The sequence below is a fragment of the Bacillus sp. C28GYM-DRY-1 genome, assembly GCF_030519405.1.
Lineage (GTDB): Bacteria > Bacillota > Bacilli > Bacillales > Bacillaceae > Bacillus > Bacillus spizizenii_A.
In genome coordinates, this window is record NZ_JAUMKF010000057.1 from 1 (window position 1) to 481 (window position 481).

A 481-nucleotide genomic window follows, 5' to 3' on the forward strand; every position below is an offset into this window, starting at 1 on the left:
TCCGCTCGACTTGCATGTATTAGGCACGCCGCCAGCGTTCGTCCTGAGCCAGGATCAAACTCTCCGATAAAATGGATCACAGGTTAAGTTCACCGCATCCTGCGGTGACACCTGTGTGACCTGCGTCATGCAGGCCTTAGTTTGACTGACTACGCACATCGCTGTGCGATTTTAAAAAATGAATTAACAGGTACGTTTTGTCTTGTTTAGTTTTCAAAGATCATTTCGTTTGTTCGCTTTGTTAAAGCAACTTTATTAGTATATAACGTTCCTTCTTTAAAGTCAACAACTTTTTCTTTTTTAATTGCACTGACGTGCAATTGCTTGGCGGCGTCCTACTCTCACAGGGGGAACCCCCCGACTACCATCGGCGCTGAAGAGCTTAACTTCCGTGTTCGGCATGGGAACGGGTGTGACCTCTTCGCTATCGCCACCAAACAAATGCCTTCAGGATGAAGGTACTGGGCGTTTCTCACAGGAT

At 46.8% G+C, this 481-nt stretch carries 2 rRNA genes; both read right to left on the bottom strand.

Annotated elements, in window-relative coordinates:
- Positions 1 to 70, bottom strand: a 16S ribosomal RNA gene (locus Q3W56_RS20650); the annotation flags it as partial.
- Positions 71 to 322: 252 nt separating this feature from the next.
- Positions 323 to 438 (bottom strand): 5S ribosomal RNA (rrf, locus tag Q3W56_RS20655).
- Between the last annotated feature and the right edge of the window lie 43 nt (positions 439 to 481).